13 protein-coding genes and 1 riboswitch are annotated in these 19,802 nt (G+C 73.0%); of the genes, 9 read left to right on the top strand and 4 right to left on the bottom strand.

The genetic code is table 11. The features are described 5' to 3' along the window. Positions 1-335 precede the first annotated feature (335 nt). Positions 336-1,601 carry an HD-GYP domain-containing protein gene (locus EOINJALH_RS25035; RefSeq protein ID WP_088285311.1) on the top strand — a complete coding sequence of 422 codons (1,266 nt, stop codon included), beginning with the start codon at positions 336-338 and terminating at the stop codon, positions 1,599-1,601. A gap of 33 nt (positions 1,602-1,634) precedes the next feature. Here EOINJALH_RS25035 and EOINJALH_RS25030 read toward each other — a convergent pair whose 3' ends face one another. Both EOINJALH_RS25030 and EOINJALH_RS25025 read right to left on the bottom strand, forming a co-directional pair. Beyond that, positions 1,635-4,298 (bottom strand): S53 family peptidase, encoded by a 2,664-nt coding sequence (locus tag EOINJALH_RS25030; RefSeq protein ID WP_088285309.1) that lies wholly within the window; start codon positions 4,296-4,298, stop codon positions 1,635-1,637. Between the two features lie 95 nt (positions 4,299-4,393). Continuing rightward, positions 4,394-4,480, bottom strand: a riboswitch (cyclic di-GMP riboswitch). 154 nt (positions 4,481-4,634) lie between these two features. Continuing rightward, positions 4,635-5,495, bottom strand: a complete 861-nt coding sequence (locus EOINJALH_RS25025) for an alpha/beta fold hydrolase (RefSeq protein ID WP_088285307.1) — start codon at positions 5,493-5,495, stop codon at positions 4,635-4,637. 125 nt (positions 5,496-5,620) lie between these two features. Between EOINJALH_RS25025 and EOINJALH_RS25020 the strand changes: the two genes are divergently transcribed. After that, a complete protein-coding gene (locus tag EOINJALH_RS25020; RefSeq protein ID WP_088285305.1) occupies positions 5,621-6,085 on the top strand; it encodes a four-helix bundle copper-binding protein in 465 nt (154 codons plus the stop codon). A gap of 70 nt (positions 6,086-6,155) precedes the next feature. Here EOINJALH_RS25020 and EOINJALH_RS25015 read toward each other — a convergent pair whose 3' ends face one another. Then, positions 6,156-7,313, bottom strand: a complete 1,158-nt coding sequence (locus EOINJALH_RS25015; RefSeq protein WP_088285303.1) for a YncE family protein — start codon at positions 7,311-7,313, stop codon at positions 6,156-6,158. A gap of 177 nt (positions 7,314-7,490) precedes the next feature. Here EOINJALH_RS25015 and EOINJALH_RS25010 point away from each other — a divergent pair, with 177 nt between their 5' ends. From EOINJALH_RS25010 to EOINJALH_RS24980, 7 genes are all read left to right on the top strand, one after another. Continuing rightward, positions 7,491-8,657, top strand: a complete 1,167-nt coding sequence (locus tag EOINJALH_RS25010) for a DnaJ C-terminal domain-containing protein (RefSeq protein ID WP_088285301.1) — start codon at positions 7,491-7,493, stop codon at positions 8,655-8,657. A 246-nt stretch (positions 8,658-8,903) separates the two neighbouring features. Then, positions 8,904-10,067 carry a hypothetical protein gene (locus EOINJALH_RS25005; RefSeq protein ID WP_088285299.1) on the top strand — a complete coding sequence of 388 codons (1,164 nt, stop codon included), beginning with the start codon at positions 8,904-8,906 and terminating at the stop codon, positions 10,065-10,067. Between the two features lie 59 nt (positions 10,068-10,126). Further along, entirely contained in the window at positions 10,127-10,717 is a 591-nt protein-coding gene (locus EOINJALH_RS25000; RefSeq protein WP_088285315.1) for a 1-acyl-sn-glycerol-3-phosphate acyltransferase, read from the top strand. An 88-nt stretch (positions 10,718-10,805) separates the two neighbouring features. Beyond that, positions 10,806-11,132 carry a cytochrome C gene (locus EOINJALH_RS24995; protein WP_234414029.1) on the top strand — a complete coding sequence of 109 codons (327 nt, stop codon included), beginning with the start codon at positions 10,806-10,808 and terminating at the stop codon, positions 11,130-11,132. Positions 11,133-11,188: 56 nt separating this feature from the next. Continuing rightward, entirely contained in the window at positions 11,189-16,672 is a 5,484-nt protein-coding gene (locus tag EOINJALH_RS24990) for a PAS domain S-box protein (protein WP_088285297.1), read from the top strand. A 29-nt stretch (positions 16,673-16,701) separates the two neighbouring features. Further along, a complete protein-coding gene (locus EOINJALH_RS24985; RefSeq protein ID WP_088285295.1) occupies positions 16,702-17,481 on the top strand; it encodes a M15 family metallopeptidase in 780 nt (259 codons plus the stop codon). 170 nt (positions 17,482-17,651) lie between these two features. After that, positions 17,652-18,878, top strand: a complete 1,227-nt coding sequence (locus tag EOINJALH_RS24980) for a S9 family peptidase (RefSeq protein ID WP_088285293.1) — start codon at positions 17,652-17,654, stop codon at positions 18,876-18,878. A gap of 33 nt (positions 18,879-18,911) precedes the next feature. Here the strand turns inward: EOINJALH_RS24980 and EOINJALH_RS24975 are convergent, their stop codons facing one another. Further along, entirely contained in the window at positions 18,912-19,784 is an 873-nt protein-coding gene (locus EOINJALH_RS24975) for a cysteine hydrolase (RefSeq protein ID WP_088285292.1), read from the bottom strand. Between the last annotated feature and the right edge of the window lie 18 nt (positions 19,785-19,802).

The raw sequence follows: 19,802 nt of genomic DNA, 5'->3' as shown, positions 1-19,802 counted from the left end.
ACCGCCGGAGGTCGCGTGCTGCGGCCTGCCCGGCCGCGGCTTTGCCGCCTCAGCGCCGAAACGTCACGACACGGTCCAGCCACAACTGCACGCAGAGCGTCCGCTGCGAGCCCCAACCCGACAAGGCTCTCACACGATCGGGCCTGGCCGCACCTGCGCCGCCTTGGCGGCCGCCTGGAGGGCACGCGATCTGGCACCCAAAGCGCCCTCGTTTCCGGGCTTTGCCGCCACGCACGCATGCGGACACTGGCGTTGCGAACGGTTGCCGTTCGCCGGCTGCGGCGTCCGCGCCCGCGGCCGATAACCCTGGTGAACGCGGCCACCGGAGCACGCCCATGAGCGCGACAGTGCAGCAGTCCCCCTTCTCGACGGCCAACCCGCATGCGCTGGCCGTCATCCTCGAGGCGAGCGAGACCAAACGCATCATCGCGTCGAGCGACATCTTCGACATCGCCGGCATCAAGCTGTGGGCGCGCGACCGGCCGGTGTCGGCCGAGCTGCAGCGCAAGCTGCAGGACCGCCAGCTGCGCGATCCGCTCGAGACCTGCCTGATGGCCGAGGACGGCGTCACCCCCGCCACGCTGGCCGATGCCCTGCAGGCGCTGCTGGCCGAGGACTCGCCGCTGGCCCGCCTGGTGCGCCCGCATGCGGCGGTGATTGCCGCCCACGTGCCGCAGCTGCCGCTGCATTCGGTGGCGCAGCTGCTGCTGACGGCCAGCCAGGGCTCGCGGCCAGAATCCTTCGACCACTCGGTCAAGGCCATGGCCCTGTGCGGCGCGCTGATGGCCGCCCACGGCGGCGGCGCGGCCGAGATGCGCAGCGCGCTGCTGTGCGGCCTGCTGCACGACCTGGGCGAGATGTACATCGACCCTGCCTTCGGCGAGGCCGACGCCGACCGCGCGCTCGATTTCGAGAGCTACCAGCAGCTGGTCGTGCACCCGCACATCGGGCACCTGCTGGTCGCTCAGTTGACGAACTATCCCAAGTCGATTGCCCGCGCGATTGCCGAGCACCACGAGCGGCTCGACGGGTCGGGCTACCCGCGCGGCTTGAAGCGCGACGAGGTGTCGCCGCTGGGCCGCATGCTGGCGCTGGCTGAGGCCACGCTGGCCGTGCTGCGCAGCGACACGCCGCAGCTGGCCCGCGTGAGCGTGGCGTTGCGCGTGGTGCCCGGCGAGTTCGACATGGGCTGGATCGGCTCGATCGCCAGCCTGGCGCGGCTGGAGGACGAAGTGCCCGCGCAGCGCGACGTGCAGTCGCTGGCCACCCGGCTGGTGAAGCTGGACGACGCGCTCACCGAGGCGCACGACAGCGTCGAGGTGCTGGCCACCAGCGCCGAGTCGGATGCATTGAAGGGCGCGTTGCACCTGGCCGACGGCCTGCTCGACCGACTGCGCACCGGCTGGTATGCCAGCGGGCTGTGGAGCACCGAGGCCGTGCGCCCCGAGGACGCCGCCGAGGTGGAGGCGGTGGAGGACGAGCTGATCCACCGCCTGTGCGCCATCGAGCGCGCCGCCTGGCTGCAGGCGGGCATGCTCTCGGCGGGCGACACGCACCGGCTGAACCTGCTCGGCCAGAGCCTGCGCTCGGTCGGGCAGTAGCCGGCGCGGCCGGCGCCTGCCGGCCACGCAGGTTCACTTCGCCGTGATCGTCACGGGCACGGTGGCCTGCGCGCTGCGGCCAGCCTGGTTGGTCACGGTGACCTTCAGGCTGTAGCTGCCGGTGACCGGGCTGGCCCAGTGCACGCCGATGGTCTGGCCGCTCATCGTGAAGCCCATGCCCAGCGGCGCCCCGGCGATGGTGATCGACAGCGAAGTGGCGCCGACATCGGCCACCGAGATCGAGCCCGACAGGGCCTTGCCGGCCACGCCCCGCATTGCAGCGGCAGTGATGGTGGGCGTGGTGGCCGCGGCGGCGATGGTGACCGTCAGCCGGCCCTGGCCGGTGAGCGCGGTGCGGCTGTCCTTGGCGGTGGCCGTGACGGTGTAGGTGCCGGCCACCGGGCGGGCCCAGGTGACGCTGCCGCTGGCATTGATCGTCATGCCGCTGGGGGCGCCGCTGAGCGACCAGGTGACCGGATTGGCCGCGTCGGCCACCATGCGGGTCGACAGCGCGGTGCCCACCTTGCCGGCCACGTCGACGGCCGCCACCACCGGCGCCAGCGCCGGGGCGATGACCACGGTGAGCGTGCCCTGGCCAGTGAGCCCGGTCTTCTTGTCCTTGGCGTTGACGGTGATGGTGTAGGTGCCGGCCACCGGGCGCGCCCAGGCGACGGCGCCCGAGCTGTTGATGCTCATGCCGCTGGGGGCGCCGGTCAGCGACCAGGTGACTGCAGTGGCCGGGGTCACCGTCATGCGTGCGGCCAGCGCCGTGCCGACCTTGCCGCTCACCTGGACAGGCGCGACCACGGGGGCCGGCGCCGCGGCGATGGTGACGGTGATCGTGCCCTGGCCGGTGAGCCCGGTCTGGCTGTCGCGGGCGGTGACGGTGACCGCGCGCGTGCCCAGCACGGGCGTGGCCCAGGTGACCACGCCGGCGCTGTTGATGGCCATCCCCGAGGGCGCGCCGCCAAGCGTCCAGGTGACCGCGTTGGGGGCGGTGGCGGCCACGGTGAACGACAGTGCTGTGCCCACCTTGCCGTTGACCGTGGCGGAGGTGACCACCGGCGCGGTGGCTGCCGGCGGCGGCGTGGGCGTCGTGGCGCCCGACAAGGCGGCGAGCAGGCTGCCGACCTGGGGCGTGCCCAGTCCGGTGAGCTGGTCGAAGCCGACCTTGGCGGTGCAGGTGGCGCAGGTGCCGTGGCTGCCCTGGACGATGTCGGCAAAGGTGCTGGCGTAGGTGCCGGGCACGCTGCCGACGTTGGCGTACAGCAGGTCGTGCGGCGCACCCAGCGTGGCCTTGCCGTCGAGGGCGCGCAGCGCGTTGGCGATGGCGACCAGACCGGCCCACTGCGGCGTGGACAGGCTGGTGCCGCCGGCGCTGATCCAGTTGACGGTGCTGCTGCCGGGCGACATCACGGCCACGTACTGGCCGGTGCCGGGGTCGGCGTTGAAGGCCACGTCGGCCACGGTGCGGCGCACCGGCGTGCCCAGGCCGGGCACGGGGTGGGTCTGGTAGGCCGGTCGCGCGGTGTACAGGCTGATGCCGCCGCCGGTGGAGGCCCAGGCCACCTCGCTGCGCGGGCCGCTGCCGCTGTAGCTGAGCGTGGTGCCGCCGACGGCCAGCACCCGGGTCGACACCGCCGGCCACGACACCTGCGTGCCCCAGTCGCCGGTGGCAGCCAGGTAGGTCATGCCGCTGCCGGTGAAGGCGCCTTCGAGCGAGGCGCCCCAGCTGCCCTCGGTGGCGCCGAAGCTCATCGACACCGGGCCCGGGCCCATCGCATTGGCCAGGCGGATGGCGCCGGTCAGGGTGTCGGTCATGGCGCTGGGGGCCTCGATCAGCACGATGCGCGCCAGCGGCGCGGTGGCGTGCGCCCACTGCACGTCGAGCGCGATCTCGGTGGCCCAGCCCGACTCGTAGGCCGGCGCCGTGGCCGTCATCGTGGCATTGGCGGTGGCGTACACCACCGAGAACTCGCAACCCTGCGTCGACGCCGCGGGCAGCGGCAGCGGCGTGGTCGGCGCGATGGCCTTGGTGGTGCAGCCGGGCAGGCCGAACTTCTGGTTGAAGGCCGCCAGCTCGGCGACGATGTTGGGGTCGTGCATCGCGTTGACGATGTAGATCGTCTGCCCGGCGCCCAGCTGCGCGGCCTGCGTGGCGGTGAGCGGCGTGCCGGCGGCCGGCAGAGCCGGCAGGCCGTAGGCGGCGCGGATCTGTGCCGGCGAGTAGGTCGAGACCACGCCGCTGCCGGCCAGCGGCGTGGTCGTGGCGTCGTCGGCCGACCGGTCGACGCCCAGGGCACGCTGGCGGCGCGTCGCTTCCAGCCCCTGCAGCGTCAGGCCGCGGGTGGACAGGCGGGCCTGGTCGGCCGGGATCGACTGCGTGCGCGGGCCGCGCTGGGCCGACGCACCGGGTTGGCGGGCATCGCTGTCGTCGGGCTCGGCCAGCAGCACCGGGGCGATGTGGAAGGTGGGCTGCACGGCCACCCGCGCTGCGTCGGCGGCCGGCGTGTCCAGCGCCAGCTCGAGCGTGGTGGTGCCGGTGGCCAGCGGCGCGGCGGCCTCGGCCTGCACGGCCGCGTCGTTCGACCCGCCGCCGCAGGCGCTCAGCGCGGCCGCGGCGCAGGCGGCCAGCCAGACGCGGCGCAGGTGCCGGCGGTCGGGTGGCGGTGGCAGGGTTTCGGGGAAGGTGTGCATGGCCTCAGCTCCGGTGACAGGGGCGAGGGCCACGCCAGATCGACGACCGCGCGCACCGAAGCACACACGGGCCAAGCTTGCGCGCCTGGCGATTCATCGGCAACCCCGCTGCCATGGCGCATGAGCGCTTTAGGCCGGTGGCTTTGCGTCCCCGCCTTTCGACGGGTTTGCCCTCAGGGATCTACTTTCATGCCGCCTTGTTACCAAGGGGGCTACAACGAGTTACAAGTCTATCGGAACGCCCTTCATTTCGGGCGATGGTGCGGGCAAGCGTCGGCGGTGGCCGTGACTTGTGGACGTTTGCCGGCACACGCCATCGGCGGCGGCCCCGGGCGGTCAGCCCGCGCCGGCGACGAACTCTCGCAGCACCGCGAAAGCCGCGTCCGGCTCGTCGCGCCAGGCGCCGTGGCCCGATCGGGCGAAGGTGGCCAGCCGGCCCCAGGGCGCGGGGATGGCCGCGGCGATGTCCTGCGAGTCGGCCAGCGGGCACACCGGGTCCAGCTCGCCGGCCATCACCAGCACGGGGCAGCACACCCGGGCCAGCCCGGGCAGCAGGTCCATGGTCTGCTGCTCGCCGCTGGCCGAGGCGAACAGGATGTCGGTGTTGAAGACGATGCGCTCGCGTGCGTCGTGGGTGTCGGGCGTGGCCGGCCGCTGGTTGTAGAGGTGCATGCAGTGCTGCAGGTAGGGCGCCCAGGTGGCCGGCGACGGGTTCGACCAGAAGGCCTGCGCGGCAGCGCGGGCCTCGGGCCCGCCCAGGCGCTGGAACATCGCCAGCTTGCGCGCCAGCCCCAGGTGCGGCGAGGTGCTGGACAGCACCACCCGCGACGGGTGCGCCGGATGGCGGGCCAGGTAGCGCTGGGCGACGAAGCCGCCGAAGCTCTGGCCCAGCACCACCGGCTTGACGATGCCCAGCGCGTCGCACAGCCGCACCACGTCGTCGGCGAAGGTGTCCAGCGTCCACTCGTCGGGCGGACGGCGGTCGCTGCGGCCGTGGCCACGGTGGTCGACGTAGACGATCTGCGCCACGTCGGCCAGGCGCGAGAACGCCGGCTTGAAGCCCGAGTGGTCGTAGCCCGGCCCGCCGTGCAGCAGCACCAGCGTGGGCTTGGTGCGCATGCGCGGCCCGTCGGGGACAAGGCCCGCGCCTTCGATGTCGATGTACAGGCGGATGCCGGGGGCGATGGCGATGTGCATGGGAAAGTGCCGCAGTCGGCTCGGGGTTTGTGGCGCGTCAGTTTGTTGCGGCCGCGCATGACTCAATATAGTGGGCTTTGCGAAATGTCTCGCTGTTCGACACCCCTACCCCTGGAGACCCGTTGATGAACCGTCGCACCCTCGTCCAAGGCAGCGCCGTGTCGGCGCTGGCCGCCCTGGCCGCCGCCGCCAATGCCGCCACGAAGGCGCCGGCCAAGCCTGCCGCCGCCGACCACAGCCACCACTCGCATGGCGCCAACAAGCACCAGGCGCTGATCGACTCGTCGGTGGCCTGCCTGTCCACCGGCGAAAGCTGCGTGGCGCACTGCCTGGTGGTGCTGGGCCAGGGCGAGACGGAAATGGCGGCCTGTGCGCAATCGGTGAGCGAACTGCTGGCGGTGTGCGACGCGCTGTACAAGCTCGCCATCCAGGGCTCGAACCACCTGCCGGCGCTGGCCAAGGTGGCCGCCGGCGTGTGCGAAGAGTGCGAGAAGGAGTGCCGCAAGCACGAGAAGAAGCACGCCGAATGCAAGGCCTGCGGCGACGCCTGCGCCGAGTGCGTCAAGCAGTGCAAGGCCGTGAAGGCCTGAGGCCGCCCCCGGACCGGCGACCGACGCCGCCCACCACCGGGGCGGCAGGCCCGCGGCCCCGGTGCGCGATTCAGTAGGCCACGGTGCGGATCGCTGCGCCGCCGCCCTTCAGCGCGATGCGCTGGCCGGTGTCGGTGAGCGCGCGGCCGTCGAAGCGGAAGACCTGGATGTCGCGCTCCAGCATGTTCTGCACCAGGATGGTCGTGCCGTCCTTCGAGAACGCGATGCCCTGCGACCAGCGCCCGATCGGCGCCTGCGCCAGCTTCGCCAGCTTGAGGCCGTCCACCCGGTACAGCAACAGCAGGCCGTTGGCGTTGTAGAACGGCGACTCCTTGGCCTTGCCCGAGCCGTTGTGGATGACCACCGCCACCGTCTTGCCGTCGGGTGACAGCACGATGCCCTCGGGCGTTGGCCCGACGGTGACCGTCTCCACCACGCGCGCCGGCTTGGCCTGCAGGTCGATCAGGCTGATGGTGTCGGCGTCGCCCAGGTTGCGGCCGATGTTGGCCACCACCGCGATGCGGCCGTCCGACGAGATGTCGGCGCCGTAGGGCCGCAGGCCGGCGGCGAAGTCGCGCTTGGCCGATTCGACCTTGCTGCCGTCGATGGCCAGCAGCGACAGCACGCTGTCGCCATCGCGCGTGACCAGGGCCGTCTTGCCGTCGGGCGCGAAGACGACGTGGCTGGGGCCGGACTTGTCGTCGCCCAGCTTGACCGTGCCGGCCGGCGTGAGCACCTTGCCCGCCACGGTGAAAACCGACACCGTGCCGGCGTTGCGGTTGGCCACCAGCGCCAGCGTGCCGGCCTTGTTGATCGACACGCCCGAGGCGCCGGCGCCCGCCTTCAGCGTGGCGATCACCGCCGGCGGCCTGGCCTGCAGGTCGATCACCGTGAGGGTGTCGTCGACCACCACCTTGGTGGGGTCGGTGGGGTCGACCTTGCTGGCGCGGGTGACCAGTGCGAACGACTCGTCGGGCGCCACCGCCACGCTGGTGGGCGGCCCGACCACGCTGGTGGGCACCTCCAGCTCGGCCAGCACGCGCGGCGGCTTGGCGCCGAGGTCGATGATGCTGACGGTGTCGGGCGGGGCATTGGCCACCACGCGGTTGGTGCCGTTGTCGAGCGTCACCTTGTTGTCGTTGGCCGACACGGCCAGCTGCGCCGAGGCGCCGGTGGCGGCGAGGGCAAGGGCGGCACAGGCCGCGGACCGTCGAAAGACCTGGGACATGCGGGCTCCTGGCGAAGGGGACGGGGCGCCCTGCCGGACGCCGTGCGGCGTGCCACCACGGGTGGCGCCACGCAGTGTACGGACGCCGACGGCCACGTGCCAGCCGGGGTTGAAAGCCTCGCGAGGGGTGGCGACGGTACAGTGCGGGTCCATGGTCGTCCCACCGGCACCGCGCAATTGAAGACCGACACCGCCTACGCCGAGCTTGGCTTGGCCCCCGGCGCCAGCGAGCGCGAGGTCAAGGCCGCCTGGCGTCGGCTGGTCTCGCGCTGGCACCCCGACCGCAACGCCAGCGCCCACGCGGTGCGGCGGATGCAGCGCATCAACCAGGCGCTGGAGGCCATCCGCCGGGCGGGCTTTGCCGAGGACGACGGTGCAGCGCCACCCGACGCCCCCGACGAGCCACCGGCCCGACCCGCGCCCGACGAGGCGCCCGCGGCCGGCGCCGCGTCGGGCGCGGGCCGCCGGCCGCGAGCCGAGGCTCGTGGCCAGGACTCCGACGGTGCCGGGCCAGAGGCGCCGCGCGCCGAGGCGCGGACCGAGTCCGCCGACCCTGAGCAGGAGGGCGACGCGCCAGGCCCGGGCCGGGTGCTGCTGCGCAAGCTCAAGCTCACGCTCGAGGAAGCCGCCACCGGCTGCACCAAGTCGCTGCGCGGTCGCTTCACGCTCCAGTGCGCGGCGTGCTCGGGCCTCGGTCACCGGGTGCTGGGCGGCCATTGCGCGCCCTGCGGTGGCTCGGGTGCGGTGCGGCAATCCGGCTGGTACGGCCTGTTCGGCGGCACCGCCACCGAATGTGGCGCCTGCCACGGCAGCGGCATGGCCCGCGAGGCCTGCTCCGATTGCGGCGGCTCCGGCTCGCTGGGCACGCGCGCCTACAAGCTGGACGTGCGCCTGCCGCACGGCGTGCGCGACGGCGACCTGCTGCACGTCGACGCCCGCCGCGCCGGCGCCGGCGACGCGCTGCGCGGCATCGACCTGCGCGTGGAGCTGCAGCCGCACGAGCGCTTCCAGCTCGACGACGACGGCACGCTGCGCTGCACGATGCCGGTGGATGGCTTCGCCTGGGTCGCCCAGCGCACGATCGACGTGCCCACGCTCACCGGCCTCCACGCGCTGCGCCTGCGCCGCGACGTGAGCTGCCATCGGCTGAAGGGCGAGGGCTTCCCGGTGCAGCGCCGGGGCCCGCGCGGCGACCTGCTGGTCACCGTGGTGCCCAGCTTCCCCGAGCGCTTCAGTGCCGACCAGGACATCCTGCTCGACCAGTTGATCGCCACCGCGGCGGGCGCCGGTCCGGCCCGCCAGCCTCGCCAGAGCCGCAAGCGCAAAGCCGCGACGCGCGCCTGACGACTGCGCGAGCGCCGCACGCCGCCCCGGCCCCGCCCATCTGCGCGGCCGGTCGAGCCTGCAGCGGTAAACGCCCACAGGCTTGATCCGCATCAGGACTTGCGCTGAACGTTGACGTTAGCCTTCGCGGCGCTTCGGTTCGTCCGCAGCACGAACTGCCGCATGCGCGGCAACGGACCGGACGCGGCGGCGGCGCGCTACCGGACCGACCGCACCCAATAAGACGCCGTCTCGGAGGAACTGCAGATGATCGAATCCTGGATGCGCAAGCTGGTGGTGGGGCTGTCCGTTGCGGCGTGTGCGCTCGGCACCAGCGCCGGCGTGGTGGAGATTCCCGGCACGGAGGGCGTGCTCACACTGCTGGGCACCAACGACCGCGGAGATCTGCTGTGGTCACCGCGCAGCGGCGGCCTGCGCATGTCCACGCGCGACGCGGCTGGCACCTACACCCACCTGGCGATCGACGCCGCGGTGATGGGCAAGGGCTGGGCCTACACCAGCCTGGCCGCCAACGGCGATGCGGTGTGGCTGGGCATCGACTCGGCCGGCGTCCAGAACATCTACTACTACGACGCCACGACCAAGGCGTCACGTGCGCTCACCATCGATGCGGCGCGCTACAACATGCCGCAGATCGGCGGCAACGGCAATGCCGCCTGGCCGTCGTATGTGCCGCTGTGCAACGGCTGTGCCGATGGCGCCTTCCACATCTACTACCTGCACAAGGCCAGCGGCCAGATCACGCGGCTGAGTGCCGCGGCGCAGGCCTCGCTGCCGATCGCGATGAACGCCCGCGGCGACGCCTACTGGTTCGAGCGCGCGGCCGATGGCACCACCGAGATCCGCCGCCACAACGCCACCACGCGAGTCACCACGGTGGCGGTGCGGCGTCCCGCGGGCACCGGTGGCCGCAGCATCGCGGTCAGCGACTTCGGCGAGCTGGCCTGGACCGAGGGGGTGGCCGGCACATCGCAGGTCGACGTGTTCGCCTACGACCCGCGCGGTGGTGGCGTGCGCCGCATCACCAACACGCCGGCCGAAGACAGCACAGTGCGCATCAACGCCATCGGCGATCTGGTCTGGCGCGTCGGCCCGCAGGTGTGGCAGCACGACCGCCGCGCCGTGCGCAACACGATGATCGGCGCCAACGGCACCTACGGCGGAAACTACGCCATGAACGACCTCGGCGAGGTGGCGTGGTCCAAGCAGCTCAGTGACTATGTCGTCGAGATGCACTTCTACAAGCGGGCCACCGCGGGCGACGTGGCGGTGCGTCCGGGCCAGCCGTTTCCCATGGAAGGCCAGCCTGCTGTGAATGCTGCCGGCGATGTGTTCTACGTCACCAGCTGGGGCACCGACTGGCTGCAAAGCCGCATCGTGCGAGCCACCCGCGACTTCATCTGCAACTGATCACGCTGCGGGCGCCGTGCGCGCCCGTGCGTGGCATGGCCCCGGGTATGCTGGGCACCATGCACACCACCGTCTTCGACACGCCAGGGGTCAACACGCTGCTGCGGGCCGGCTCCATCGCCTTCCTCAGGCTGGCCGGCTGGCGGATCGAGGGCGAATTGCCGGCCGGCGTGCAGAAGTGCGTGCTGATCGCCGCGCCGCACACCAGCAACTGGGACCTGCCGTTCACGCTGATGACGGCCTTCGTGCTGCGGCTGAACCCGTACTGGATGGGCAAGGCCTCGATCTTCCGGCCGCCCTTCGGGGCGCTGATGCGCTGGCTGGGCGGCATCGCCGTGCGGCGCGAGCAGTCGAACAACCTGGTGGCGGCGTCGGTGGCCGCGCTCGAGGCCGCCGACGGGCCGGTGCAGCTGATCGTGCCGCCCGAGGGCACGCGCAGCAAGACGCAGCACTGGAAGACCGGCTTCTACTACATCGCGCTCGGCGCCCGGCTGCCCATCCTGCTGGCCTACATGGACTACGCGCAGAAGCGGGCCGGCGTCGGCCCGGTGTTCCATCCCACCGGCGACATCGAGCGCGACATGGCCGAGATCAAGGCCTTCTATGCGCCCTTCCGCGGCAAGAATGCGCAGCAGTTCGACGCCGGCTGACCGCTTCCGCGCGCGCGGCGCTGATTCGTTGACCTGACGCGTCCCGCGGGCGGATGGGCGGTGGCATGCTGCGCCCAAAGGTGAAGCCATGAAGCCCGTTTCCATGATCCTGGCGTGGCCGGTGGCGATGCTCGTCGGGTCGGCCGGTGCGCTGGCGCAGCCCACCGCGCCCGGCGCTGCCCTGGCGCAGCCGCCCACCCGCGGGCAGTTGCTCTACAACACCCACTGCATCGCCTGCCACAGCACGGCCATGCATTGGCGCGACCAGCGCCTGGCCACCGACTGGCCCAGCCTGAAGGCCTGGGTCGAGCGCTGGCAGTCCCGGGTGCTGCTGAACTGGACCGAGGCCGACATCGTCGAAGTGACGCGGCACCTCAACGACGCGATCTACCGGTTCGCGCGACCGGCCGGCTGACCCTCCCGCGCCTTGGCGCCGATCTGGCCCGCGCACCCCATCCGGCAGGTCCCGCGATGTCCAACCCCCTGCAGCGGCCCCTGCTCGAGATCGCCTCGAGGCCGGTGATCCACCTGGGCCCGGACGACACCCTGGTCGACGTGGCCCGGCTGATGGCGGCGCGGCGCATCTCCTTCGTGCCGGTGCTCGACGCCGATTCGCGGGTGCTGGGCCTCGTCACCGAAGGGGGCCTGCTGTCGGCCATGCGTGGCGCGCGTTGCGCCCCGGCGGCTTTGCGCGAGGTGATGGTGCCGGCGCTGTGTGTGCCGGCCTCGATGCCGTGCCACGACGCCTACCGCCTGTGCGTGGAGCGGCAGGTCGGGCAGCTGGTGGTGGTGGACGAGGCCGGCCGAGCCCTGGCCGTGGCCAGCGAGACCGACTTCCGCGTGCAGATCAACCTGGCGGCCCTGGCCGGGCGCCACCGCGTGCCGTCGGTGATGAAGCCGGTGGCGCATGCGCTGTCGCCGCAGCACACGCTGCAGGACGCGCTGGACCTGATGGCCAGCGGGCCCGACGCCGGCCTGGTGGTCACCGACGGCCAGCGGCCGGTGGGCGTGCTCACCGCACGCGACACCGCGCGGCTGTTCGCCGCCGGGGCCGACGCCGCGCGGCTGCGGCTGGGCGAGGTGATGAGCGCGCCGGTGCACAGCATCGGCACCACGGCCACCATCAACGAGGCCGCCGACCGCATGCTGGCCGAGCGGGTGCGGCATCTGGTGGTGGTGGACGAGCAGGGCCGGCTGGTGGGCATGCTCAGCGAGCACGACCTCACCCGCACGTTGGCGCTGGGCATGATGGACGACGCGATGGCGCAGGACCGCGTGCGCCAGCGCGCAGTGCTCGACGCCATCCCCGACCTGGTGTGGCTGAAGGACCCGCTGGGCGTGTACCTGGCCTGCAACCCGCGCTTCGAGCGCCTGTACGGCGCACGCGAGGCCGACATCCGTGGCCGCACCGACCGCGATTTCGTCTCCACCGAGCTGGCCGAATTCTTCCGCCAGCACGACGTCAAGGCCATGGCGGCCAACGGACCGAGCGTCAACGAGGAGGAGCTCACCTTCGCCGACGACGGCCACCGCGAGCTGACGCAGACCATCAAGACCCCGGTGCGCCACCCCGATGGCACGCTGATGGGTGTGCTGGGCATCGGCCGCGACATCACCGCGCTGCGCCGGGTGGAAAGCGAGTACCGCCACCTGTTCGCCCGCAACCCGGCGCCGATGCTGATCTACGAGACCGGCAGCCTGGCGCTGGTGAAGGCCAATGAGGCCTTCCAGCGCCTGTACGGCCATGCCGAGGCCGAGGTGCAGACGCTCAACCTGACCGACCTGTACCTGCCCGAGGACCGGCCGGCCCTGGTCGAGCGCGTGGCCACGCTGCACGGCCTGGTGGCGGTGGGCGAGGCGCGCCACGTGCGCAAGGACGGCTCGGTGATCCACGTCATGGTGCAGTCGCACGACCTCGAGCACAACGGCCGCGCCTGCCGCCTGGGCGTGGTCACCGACGTGACGCAGCTGGAGCGCGGGCGCCAGCGCGACCGCAGCCGCCTGGCGCTGATGGAAAAGCTGGCCCATGGCGAGCCGCTGCCCGAACTGCTCACCGACCTGGTGCTCGACCACGAGGCACTGTTCCCCGACAGCCTGTGCTCGATCCTGCGGGTCGACGACAGCGGCCGGCACCTGAGGCTGGGTGCAGCACCGAGCCTGCCGGACTTCTACAACCGGGCGGTCGACGGGCTCGAGATCGGGCCGCTGGTCGGGTCGTGCGGCGCGGCGGCGGACACCGGGCGGCGCGTCGTTGCCGAGGACCTGTCCACCCACCCCAACTGGCAGGCGTTCCGCGACGTGGCGGCCCGCGCCGGCCTGGCGGCCTGCTGGTCCGAGCCGATCATCGGTGCGCACGGGCGGGTGCTGGGCACCTTCGCGGTGTACCGGCGCCGATCGGCCCGGCCCACCGACGAAGAGCTGGACCATGTCTCGTTCTCGGTGCAACTGGCGGCCACCGCCATCACCCACGGCTCGACCACGCGGCAGTTGCGCGACAGCGAGCGCCGGCTGCGCGACATCCTGCGCGCCACCCCCGACCTGGTCTGGGTGAAGGACACCGCCGGGGCCTTCGTCGCCTGCAACGCCGCCTTCGAGCGGCTGGTCGGGCGGCTGGAGACCGAAATCGTCGGGCGCACCGGGGCCGGGTCGGCCGACGCCCTGGCGATCGCACCGGTGCTTGGCAGCGACCACCAGGTGATGGCGTCGAGGCAGCCGCACGTCAGCGAACGCTGGCTCACCTTTGCCGAGGACGGCCGGCGCGGCCTGTTCGAGATCATCCGCACGCCGCTGCTCGACGACGCCGGCCAGTCGGTGGGGGTGCTGGGCGTGGCCCGCGACATCACGCTGATCAAGCAGGGCGCCCGGGCGATCGCCGAGCAGGAGCGGTTGATCGACACCATGTTCAGCCAGACCACCGATGCCATCGTGATGGTCGACCCGCAGACCCTGTCGGTGGTGCACTTCAACGATGTCGCCTGCGCGGGGCTGGGCTATGGCCGCGAGGCGTTCGCGCGGCTGAAGGTGTCCGACTTCCAGGCCGAGTTCGACCTGGCCGCGATCCGCGAGCGGGCCGGCCGTGCCCTGGCCGGCGAGCCGGCGCGCTTCGAGACGCGCCATCGCTGCGCGGATGGCAGCGAGCGCATGGTCGAGGTCACGCTGCGTCGGCTGGGCTTTGCCGGGCGCACGCTGCTGTCGGCGGTGTGGCACGACATCACCGACCGCAAGCGGCACGAGGCGCGCATCCGCCGGCTGAACCAGTCCTATGCCGTGCTCGGCGACGTCAGCGAGGCGATCGTGCGCCTGCGCGACGCCGGGGCGCTGTTCGACGAGGTCTGCCGCATCGCCGTTGGCCGCGGCGGCTTCCGCTCGGCCAGCCTGGTTCGGCTGGAGGCGGGCACCGGTGCGGCGGAAGCGATCGCCCGCGCCGGGCAAGCCGCGGGGCCGGCCGATCCGCCGGGCGCCGTGGCCGCGCCGAACCTGGCGTCGCTGGCGGCCGGGCGCCCGGTGGTGGTCGACGATGCCGCCGTGTTCCCGATCCCGGTGGCTGGGCAGCCGGTGCACGCCCTGGTGCTGTGCTCTGCCGAGCCGGGCCACTTCGACGATGAGCAACAGGCCCTGCTGGCCCGGCTGGCACAGGACATCGGCTTTGCCCTGGCCTTCATCGACGCCGAGGCCCGGCTGCAGCGCTACCGCCAGCACCTCGAAGCGCAGGTGGCCGACCGCACCGCCGAGCTGCAGGCGGCGAACACGCGGCTGCACCGCGAGGACCAGCGCCTGCGCGCGATGCTCTCGCTCAGCCAGCGCGCCAGCACCCTGGACGAGGCCGCGCTGCTGCAGGCCGGCGTCGACGAGATCGCCCGCCTGTCGGGCAGCCCGGTGGCCTGCGTGCACACCGTGGCCGAGGACGGCCTGACGCTGCAGCGTCAGGTCTGGGCCCACGGCGCGTCGGTCGCAGGACCGGACGGCGACGAACTGGCGGCGTTGTGCCAGGCGGCAGTGGCCCGCTGCGACAGCGTCGTCACGGCGTCCGGGGCACCCACCCCGGCGGTCGCCGCGCAGGTGGCCGAGCGTGGCCGCGCCCGCCTGGCCGTCTGCGTCGCCGACGGCAGTGGCCGCTACGACGAGGCCGACCGGCGAGAGCTGCAGTTGCTGGCGCAGGACCTGTGGGACATCCTGTGCCGCCGGCGCACCGAGATCGCGCTCGAGCAGGCCAAGCAGACGGCCGACGCAGCCAGCCAGGCCAAGAGCGCCTTCCTGGCCAACATGAGCCACGAGATCCGCACGCCGATGAATGCCATCCTCGGCTTCTCGCACCTGCTGCGCCGAGACCCGCTGACGCCCCGCCAGCGCGACGACCTGGCCCGCATCACCGACGCCAGCCAGCACCTGCTGCAGGTCATCAACGACATCCTCGACTTCTCCAAGATCGAGGCCCGCAAGACGGTGCTCGAGGTGGCCGACTTCGCGTTGCGCGACAGCGTCGAGCGTGTCGTCGCGATGCTGGCCGACCGGCTGCCACGGTTGCCGGGCGCGTCGCAGGCCACGCCAGTGGGCGACCGGGCGCCGATGCGCCCCACCGAGCCGGCGGTGGCACTGTCGATGGCGATCGACCCGGCTTGCCCAGCCTGGCTGTGCGGCGACCGCCTGCGGCTGGAGCAGGTGCTGCTCAATCTGCTGGGCAACGCGGTGAAGTTCACCCACCAGGGCCGCATCGCGTTGCGCGTGGCGCCGCTGCCGGGCCGCGGCGACGCGGCCGCCCAGACCTGGCTGCGCTTCGAGGTGGAGGACACCGGCATCGGCATCGGCGACGACCAGATGCCCCATCTGTTCGAAGCCTTCGAGCAGGCCGACGCCAGCACCACACGCCGCTTCGGCGGCACCGGTCTGGGCCTGGCCATCAGCCGGCGTCTGGTCGATCTGATGGGCGGGCGCATCGGCGCCGAGAGCACGCTGGGCCGCGGCAGCCGCTTCTGGTTCGAGCTGCCGTTCAGGCCGGCGCAGGGCGATGCGGTCGCGTCCACCGCGGTGGCGGCCAGCGGCCCGGCCGCAGTGGACGTGTCGCTGCAGGGCGCCCATGTGCTGCTGGCGGAGGACCACCCCTTGAACCGCAAGGTGGCGTCGGACCTGCTGGCCATGCTCGGGATCACGGTGGACGTGGCGGAGGACGGCGTGGCCGCGGTGCGCCAGGCCGCCGAGGGCGGCCACGACCTGATCCTGATGGACGTGCAGATGCCGCACATGGACGGCCTGCAGGCCACCGCCGCCATCCGGCACCTGCTGGGCGGTGCCGCGGTGCCGATCATCGCGCTCACGGCCAATGCCTTCGACGCCGACCGCGCGGAGTGCCTGGCCGCGGGCATGAACGACTTCCTGGCCAAGCCGGTGGACCCGGACGAACTGCGGCGCTGCCTGGTGCGCTGGATGCCGGCGCGCCGGCCCCATCCGGCACCTCCCGCGGCAGCGCCCAACGCGCCCCACCCTGTTGCGGCGCCGGACGACGATGCCGAGGCGCAGGCGATGGAGCTTGCGCGCGTCGAGGCGATCGGCGGCCTGTCGGTGGCGGCCGCGATGGCGCGGATGCGTGCCGCCTGGCCGCGCTACCGGCGCATGCTGCAGATCTTCGTCGGCCACCATGCCGCGGACGTGCAGCGCCTGCGCGACCCGGTGTTCGTGGCCGAGGCGCAGGCCGTGGCGCAGGCGGCGCATTCGCTGGCGGGCGCCGCGGCGGCGGTGGGCGCCGACGAACTGCAGGGGCTGGCCCGCGTGCTGCAGGCCGTCGCCTCCACCGGTGGCCCTGAGGCGCCGCGCGCCGCGGCGGCCGTGGCGGTGGCCGATGAACTGTCGCGCGTGCGGGACGGCCTGCTGGTCGCGCTGCGCGAGGGCCAGCCCGGCCCCGGCGGTGCGGACCATGGGCTCCACAAGCGCGTGGATGCCGACGGCGCATCCACCCGGTAGCCTGTCGCGATGCAAGAAGGAGGTGCGCGATGTTGAAGGTGCTCAAGCTCGGCTCCATCGGGCCGGTGGTGACGCAGTGGCAGGTGTTCCTGCGCGGGCAGGGCTTTGCCGTCGAGGCCAGCGGCCTGTTCGACGGGCCGACCCGCGCCGCCACCGAGGCCTTCCAGGCCCGGCACAAGCTGGACGTCGACGGCGTGGTGGCCAACCAGTCCTTCGGCAAGGCGGCGATGCTGGGATTCGAGCTGGTCGACCACACCGAGGCCGAGGCCGCCTACCCGGCCTTGCCGGACTTCCCGCCGCTGGTCAACAACGCCGACCGGCAGGCGCGCTTCGGTCCGCTCGAATTCGTCGCCGCACCGACGGCGTCCAACCCCGAGGCCATCCGCATCACCAACGGCTGGGACGGCACCCACCTGGTGAAGGTGGCACTGCCGCAGCTCGCGGGGGTGAGCGGGGCGCCGGCCAGCGGCAACGTGTGGTTCCATCGCCTGGGGGCGGACCCGTTGCGGGCGCTGTGGCAGGCCTGGCAGGACCGCGGCCTGCTCGACCGCGTGCTCAGCTGGGAAGGTGCCTACAACCCGCGCTTCGTGCGCGGCGGCGCGGCCGCCGGCGTGCTGTCCAACCACGCCTTCGCCACCGCCTTCGACATCAACTTCCGCTGGAACAAGCTGGGCGCCGAGCCGGCCACGGCCACCGAGGAAGGCTGCGTCTACGACCTGGTGCCGGTGGCGCACGAATTCGGCTTCTACTGGGGCGGGCACTTCAGCCGCCGCGACGGCATGCACTTCGAGCTGGCGCGAGTGCCCTGACGGCCGCCGGGGCCGGCGGCCTGTCCTGGGGGGTGCGTCAGGCCAGGTGGTGGCGCCACGGTGGCCTGGGTGGGCACCACCGCGGGCGATCGAGGGCCGACCCGGTCATCCGCGGCGCCGCTGGCGCGTTGACAGGTGAGCTTCGCTCTGCGCCCCGGCGCGCCTCCACCATGTCATTGCCGCCGATCCGCAGGGCCATCCTCCCGTTGGCGCGCCGCGGCTGCCTGCGCGCGTGGGCGCTTGGCGCCGCCATGGCGCTCGCGGGCCTGGCCGGCTGCGGCGGTGGTGGTAGCGACCCGGTGCCCGTGCCCCCGCCGCCCCCGGTGGTGATCACCGGGCCGGGCACATTGAAGGAATCGACGCAGGTGGCCGCGCTGTCGCTGGCCGACATCGCCGCGGCCTGGCCCGGCGGCGGGGCCACCGGCCTGCCGGCCGCACCCCGGTACGCCGTCGATGCCTATCGCCTGACCTACCTGACCACCGACGGCCAGGGCCGCGAGGTCACGGCCTCGGGCCTGGTGGCCGTGCCGCGCAAGGCGGCCGGTGTACCCAGCCCGGTGCTGGGCTACCAGCACGGCACCACCTTCCGCGACGCCGAGGCCCCCAGCAACCGGGTCATCGCCACCGAGCCGCCCCTGGCGCTGGCTTCGCTGGGCTACCTGGTGGTGGCCGCCGACTACGTGGGTTATGGTGCCTCGAAGGGCCAGGCCCACCCCTACCTGCAGGCCGCGCCCACGGCCGCGGCGGTGGTCGACTTCCTCACCGCCGCGCGCACCTGGCGCCAGCGCGAGGGCGTGGCCGACAACGGCCAGCTCTTCCTGGCCGGCTACTCCGAAGGTGGCTACGCCACGGTGGCGGCCCACCGGGCCCTGCAGGCCGCCGGCAGCAGCCACCTGGCGCAGCTGCAGGCCTCGGTGGCGGGGGCCGGTCCGCTCGACGTGACGCTGACGCTGAACACCTTGCTCGAGCGCGTGCGCCGCGACAACCCCTTGATCGCCGGCTTGATTTCACCCGGCCTGCTGCGCAACCTGGGGTCGACCGTGCGCGCCGAGGTGCGCCGGCAGCTGGTGCGCGCCGCGGTGCCCGACGATGCCGACGTGCGCGTGCAGGCCGACTTCATCGACCGCTACCTGGCCGACGACACCGCGGCGCTCGACCGCGACAGCAACGTGCACGACTGGGCGCCCGCCGCGCCGCTGTGGCTGTTCCACGGCCGCGACGACCAGACCGTGCCGTACGGGGTGTCGACGCACGCGCTGCAGGCGATGCGCGCGCGCGGCGCCACCGGCGTGGCGCTGGACGACTGTGCCGCTTCGCCGTCCAGCCACCTGGGCTGCGTGGCGCCGTACTTCGCCTTCCTGCTGTCGCGCTTGTCCGGGGTGGCGCGCGACCTGTAGCGCCGTGCGGGGCCGGCGCCGCACGGCCTGCGATCAGCCCGCGTGGGCCACGCCTGGCAGCGCGCGCGCGGCCTCGTCCAGCGAGAGCGTGCGCACCCCATGGGCGCGCATCGCGGCCAGGAAACCGGCCTGCGCGGCCTCGAAGCCGGCCACCGGGCTGATGGCGTCGGTGAGCAGCACCAGGCGCTCGGGGTGGCCGCCGGGCAGGTGCTGCACCAGGTGCTCGGTGCTGGCCTTGACGCAGTGGCTGCCGGCCTCGCCGGCGATGAGCAGCAGCGCCGCGCCGTCCAGCCGCTGCAGCAGGGCCTGGTTGAGCTGCGTGTCGGGATCGTCGTCCAGCGGCACCTCGGCCTGCACCGCGCTGTAGTGCTCGGTCCACGGGCTGCAGCCCTTGATGACGTGCTGCACCGGTCGGCCGTGCGCGTCTTCCCAGGCGCTGCAGGCGGCCTGCACCGCGGGGTGGACGGCATGGCCCCAGCTGCCCAGCTGGCAATGCACCGGCCAGACCATCAGCGTGTAGCGGCCGCGCGCCTCCAGCGCGTCCAGGTAGGCCAGCACGCGCGCGGTGGTCGTGGGCTCGGCCGGCGCGAAGTCGCCGGCGCGCACCTGCGCGGCGGTGATGGTCGTGAACGGCGGCACTGCCGCGCCGTCGCGCCCGCGCCAGAAGCCGGGGTGGGCGATGTCGTGGCGGTGGTGGGAATCGAGCGTGACGGTGAGCTCGTCGATGGCGCCGCGGTGCCGGTCGATGAAGGCGGCCAGGCGCCGCATGTCGTCGTGGGCGCCGGGCACCGGCAGTGCGGGCGCGTGCGCAGCGCCGGTGGCGGGGTCGGTGCCGCACCAGTCGGCCGGCAGGTCGCAGAAGTCGTTCTGCGGATCGATGACGAGCAGGTGCGTGGCGGTGGGCATGGGGCGGGCTCCGGGAGG

The organism is Ideonella sp. A 288, from assembly GCF_002198735.1.
Lineage (GTDB): Bacteria > Pseudomonadota > Gammaproteobacteria > Burkholderiales > Burkholderiaceae_C > Pseudaquabacterium.
The sequence above is the reverse complement of the archived record's forward strand: the minus strand, read 5'-3'. Positions and strand labels throughout refer to the sequence as shown.

Excerpts from the sequence above, each read along its gene's own strand:
- EOINJALH_RS25035 (WP_088285311.1), top strand. The coding sequence starts at position 336 with ATGAGCGCGACAGTGCAGCAGTCCCCCTTCTCGACGGCCAACCCGCAT.
- EOINJALH_RS25030 (WP_088285309.1), bottom strand. The coding sequence starts at position 4,298 with ATGCACACCTTCCCCGAAACCCTGCCACCGCCACCCGACCGCCGGCAC.
- EOINJALH_RS25025 (WP_088285307.1), bottom strand. The coding sequence starts at position 5,495 with ATGCACATCGCCATCGCCCCCGGCATCCGCCTGTACATCGACATCGAA.
- EOINJALH_RS25020 (WP_088285305.1), top strand. The coding sequence starts at position 5,621 with ATGAACCGTCGCACCCTCGTCCAAGGCAGCGCCGTGTCGGCGCTGGCC.
- EOINJALH_RS25015 (WP_088285303.1), bottom strand. The coding sequence starts at position 7,313 with ATGTCCCAGGTCTTTCGACGGTCCGCGGCCTGTGCCGCCCTTGCCCTC.
- EOINJALH_RS25005 (WP_088285299.1), top strand. The coding sequence starts at position 8,904 with ATGATCGAATCCTGGATGCGCAAGCTGGTGGTGGGGCTGTCCGTTGCG.
- EOINJALH_RS25000 (WP_088285315.1), top strand. The coding sequence starts at position 10,127 with ATGCACACCACCGTCTTCGACACGCCAGGGGTCAACACGCTGCTGCGG.
- EOINJALH_RS24995 (WP_234414029.1), top strand. The coding sequence starts at position 10,806 with ATGAAGCCCGTTTCCATGATCCTGGCGTGGCCGGTGGCGATGCTCGTC.
- EOINJALH_RS24990 (WP_088285297.1), top strand. The coding sequence starts at position 11,189 with ATGTCCAACCCCCTGCAGCGGCCCCTGCTCGAGATCGCCTCGAGGCCG.
- EOINJALH_RS24985 (WP_088285295.1), top strand. The coding sequence starts at position 16,702 with ATGTTGAAGGTGCTCAAGCTCGGCTCCATCGGGCCGGTGGTGACGCAG.
- EOINJALH_RS24980 (WP_088285293.1), top strand. The coding sequence starts at position 17,652 with ATGTCATTGCCGCCGATCCGCAGGGCCATCCTCCCGTTGGCGCGCCGC.
- EOINJALH_RS24975 (WP_088285292.1), bottom strand. The coding sequence starts at position 19,784 with ATGCCCACCGCCACGCACCTGCTCGTCATCGATCCGCAGAACGACTTC.